General features: G+C 49.3%; 3 protein-coding genes. 1 reads left to right on the forward strand and 2 read right to left on the reverse strand.

Annotation, left to right across the window (positions count from 1 at the left end; translation table 11 throughout):
- Positions 1–48: 48 nt before the first annotated feature.
- Positions 49–240, reverse strand: coding sequence for a hypothetical protein (locus HZB31_11945; protein MBI5848633.1), 192 nt, complete (start codon positions 238–240; stop codon positions 49–51).
- A 66-nt stretch (positions 241–306) separates the two neighbouring features.
- Here HZB31_11945 and HZB31_11950 point away from each other — a divergent pair, with 66 nt between their 5' ends.
- On the forward strand, positions 307–1632 hold the full coding sequence (locus tag HZB31_11950) for an IS1380 family transposase (GenBank protein MBI5848634.1): 1326 nt from the start codon (positions 307–309) through the stop codon (positions 1630–1632).
- 292 nt (positions 1633–1924) lie between these two features.
- On the opposite strand, the gene HZB31_11955 is transcribed toward HZB31_11950, so the two are convergent.
- A complete protein-coding gene (locus HZB31_11955) occupies positions 1925–3670 on the reverse strand; it encodes a transposase (protein ID MBI5848635.1) in 1746 nt (581 codons plus the stop codon).
- Between the last annotated feature and the right edge of the window lie 259 nt (positions 3671–3929).

Below are 3929 nucleotides of genomic sequence, written 5' to 3' on the forward strand. Positions count from 1 at the left end.
AAGCACGTGCTCGCCGGTTCCTCTTGAACCCATTCGCTATGCAAAATTTTAGTAGTAGGTATAAAGCCTTGCAACTTCTCCCCCGACAATTTTTGCCGCCTTCCCTAAATCTTGTTTAAACAAATCAGCATTATCTCTTGAATATTTTTCAAGAGCGGGAATTTCCTCTGTCGATGCATATGAGGAACCTGAATCCGTGAAATTTTTGCAGTAAAAAACGTCTGTATTTTTAAATAACATGTTGAAATTTAACAAAAAATATTGCAATATTCGCCTGTCGAAAAACATCACTCAGCAGGTGAAAAAATGAAACGATTTATTATTGAGCGCTCCTCGGACGAATTTTATACCTCTCATTCCGGCCTGGCCCTGGTAGGGTTATGTATCAATCGCTATACCAGCTTGAACGCCAGGCTGAAAAAGGCGATCCCTGACACCAAGGACATTGCCAATACCGATGTCGTTCGCAGTTATCTCGGGCTGCTCTCGCTTGGCAAAAGCGATTTCGAAGCCATTGCCGACATGAAAGAGGACAAGTATTTCCAGCAATCACTTGGCATAAAAGCAGTTCCCTCGCCGGAGACTTTACGCCAGCGCCTTGATGAAACCGCAATAAGTTTTCAACCAATCGCCTCCTCAACCTACACGGAGTTCATCGAGACGGCCAAAGGCAAAGTAACCCCCCTGGCCATGGGGCATGTTGCCGTCGATATGGACGTCTTTTGCATGGACAACTCCGGCACCAAAAAAGAAGGGTGCAAACATACCTATCATGGTTATGATGGCTATGCCCCAATAGCCGCGTACATGGGAGCGGAAGGCTGGTGCATTAATCTTGAGTTCCGAGAGGGAAGCCAGCACAGCCAAAATAACTTTATCCCCTTTTTGCGGGAAACCATCTCCCGCGCCAAGTCTTTAACCAAAAAAACACTGTTGTTCAGGCTTGACTCGGCCCACGACGCTGCCGAAACCCGTGCAACGCTTTATGGCAAAAAGAAGGTCGATTACATCCTGAAATGGAATCCCCGCACGCAGGATCTTGCCGCCTGGCTGGCCCGCGGCCTGCAGGAAGGGGAAGTGAGCGAACCCCGGCGGGGGAAGCGGGTTGCCGTGTTCAGTTTCAACCAGCTGCAGGAACACGAGGGCAAGAAGTTCAACAGCCGCCTGGTGGTCCGGGTTGTTGAAAGAACCATTGACAAGCGTGGTCAGCTGCTGCTGGTCCCGGATATAGAACTTGAAGGCTGGTGGACATCACTTTACCTGCCGGAACAAGAGATCATCAAGCTTTACCAGGATCATGGCACCAGCGAGCAGTTTCACAGCGAATTTAAAACCGACATGGATCTTGAGCGGTTACCTTCCGGAAAGTTTGCGACCAATTCCCTGATCATGTCGCTGGCCGGCTTGGCTTATAACATCTTGCGGTTCATCGGCCAGCTTGGCCTTCTCGGTGATCGCTCGCCAGTGCGCCACTCGGCGAAACGCAGGAGAATTCGTACCGTCATCCAGGAATTGATGTACCGGGCAGCCAGATTGATAGAAACCGGCAGACAGCTGAAACTGAGGTTCAGCCGCCATTGCTACGCATTTGACGCGTTTCAGCGCGTTTATAACCGGCTTGCCTTTGGTTAATGCAAGAACAGAAGAAAAATATTGCCGGAAAGTGGCTGAAGAGCAAGCCCTGCCGGGCAACTGCGTCCAAAAACAGGCAAATAGAGCAATTTTTCAAAGAACAACGGGGCCGATGCCCCAATTTACCAGCAATATGCTGGCAATGGATAAATTTTGGTAATTCTGAAGCGGAAAATTTTTTCGCGCCCCACAATTTTTAGGGGCAATCCGGGATACCTCACGGATTCAGGTGGCTGTCTCTGCACCTTTTGGAAGTTTACCCCCCCCCAAAACAAGATGACCCCGTAAAAACTCAATTGGGATTTTGCTGGCCAAAATTTTCGTAAGCCTCACATGAGGCCAAAAGTGTTACAAAAAATGAAACGAGTAGCACTATTTGCTCTTTGAAATTGCCAATAACGCCATAAATGGCCCAGCCTTCGGGCGCAAATGGTTTCCTGCCGCCATTTTTCTTCTTTCGAAGCGCAGTAGCGGCTCTGAAGATGTTAAGGCCGAGCGCCTTGAGCACGGCAGCGAAGGTGACAGCTTTCAGCCCTCGGACTCGAAGCTGCTTTACCCCTGTTCGTCTGCTATACTCCGACATGGTAGCCTCCACCCCTGCCCGGAATCTGTATTTGTCTCCGAATTCCGGCGATTGCTCATGTTGCCGCCGGCGCGCCAGGCGGATATCCTTTTCTTTGTAGCGGACGGAAAAGGCCTTTTTGCCTTCCTTGGCCGGACATTCTTCCTGGCGCGGGCAGCTCCGGCAAACAGCTGGCTGAAAAGCGGCGCCATGGTTTCCTTTTTTATGTTTCACTGTTGCCGGGGTACACCCTTGTGGACATGAGATGATTTCCCCCTGCTCATTCAAGGTGAAATCGGCCAGGGACAAGCCTTTGTGGTTTGCCGTCCCCATGGCCGGCGCTATCACTTGAACGCCGTGTTCCTGTTCGGCTTTGGTGACATTGTCATCGCTGCCGTAAAGAGAATCCGCCAGGATCTCGATGGGCGCCATATCCTTGCGGGCAGTCTCAACCAAAGCCGGCAACAGGGCATTCGCATCATTTTTATCGGCTGATTCAACCTCAATGTAGGTGATCAGCGAAAGGTTCTCTTTGTCCGGTTCAGGCGAGTAGGTCTCCGCCACCTGCACCTGATACCCTTTGCCTTTGTGGCCGCTGTATCCCGCATCCGGGTCGGAAGGGTTCTGGAGAGAGTCGGAAGCGACATCCTTGTTCGGTTTTGCCGTTGCCAGCTTTTGACCGCTTTCCGCTTGCTCTGCGACCAGGCATTGTTCCTCGAAAAGGCGGACAAGCAGCTTGAAACTGCTCATGCTGTTCACCGTCTCAACGGCAGTGAACCGCTCGACCAGCAAAAAAATATCCTGGGCGAGCTGATCGAGGGTCCTGGCGGATTCGGAGGGTTTGACGATGGAAAAGATGGCCTCTTCTTTTTTGTTGAGATAGCGCGCGGTCAACGTGCTGTCGAGTTTGTCAAACAGGAGGCGATGATGCCTTTTGAGATTGGCGAGAAACTTTTTAATTGTTTTGGCAAACAGACTGATGCGCCCCAGATGGCGCATGTTTGACCGGATATGCACCGAGTCCATCCGCTGTTTTGTAAAATCGACCTTGAAAACCATGGCAAGCTTGGTGGTAGCCGCGTCAAAGATGGTATGGTAAAGGCCCTCGCTGGTTAAGATGTCGCGCATGGACCAGAGGCTTTTGAGGCTGACATAGGAATATTGGTCGGAATTACTGGTGATATTAAGGGCATAGTGCCACTTGATGTTGAACGAAAACTGCTCAACAGCTTCTTCGTCGGTAAGGTCATGCATCTGCTGCAGAATCATCAGGCCGACCATGGAGTATAGTTCCTTGGAGAGGCGGCCTTGGCAATCATGATAATGTTTGCGCAATGCGTCTACCGGCAACACCGGCAAAATTTCCTGCCGGAAAAGTCCTGCCCAGGACTTGTTCAATAAATCGCGCCGTTTTTCCCCCAAGTGGGCAAACGGATCGAAAATGTAGGGTTGTTTGTGGTTTTTCACATAAAACATAGCACGCCTCGTAATTGATTGAAATTGCGAGGTAATTAAAGCATATTTGCTGAATATAATCAAGCTGAAATGCTAAATTTATTGCGTAACATCAGCTAGATAGATAAAAAAATAGATTTTACGGGTTCATCATTTTTAGCTGGCCTTATTTTTCTAGCCTTTGAAATGTTTAGAAGATACGAAAAGGAGCTATTTTCGAAAGATGGTAAAATATCTTCAATAATCCCATGGTTCAGACATTGGTTAAACCGTCCGATTA

This window comes from Nitrospirota bacterium, assembly GCA_016235245.1.
In the GTDB taxonomy this organism is placed as follows: Bacteria; Nitrospirota; Thermodesulfovibrionia; order Thermodesulfovibrionales; family UBA6898; genus UBA6898.

Coding starts and splice junctions, on each gene's coding strand:
- HZB31_11945 (MBI5848633.1), bottom strand. CDS start 240: ATGTTATTTAAAAATACAGACGTTTTTTACTGCAAAAATTTCACGGAT.
- HZB31_11950 (MBI5848634.1), top strand. CDS start 307: ATGAAACGATTTATTATTGAGCGCTCCTCGGACGAATTTTATACCTCT.
- HZB31_11955 (MBI5848635.1), bottom strand. CDS start 3,670: ATGTTTTATGTGAAAAACCACAAACAACCCTACATTTTCGATCCGTTT.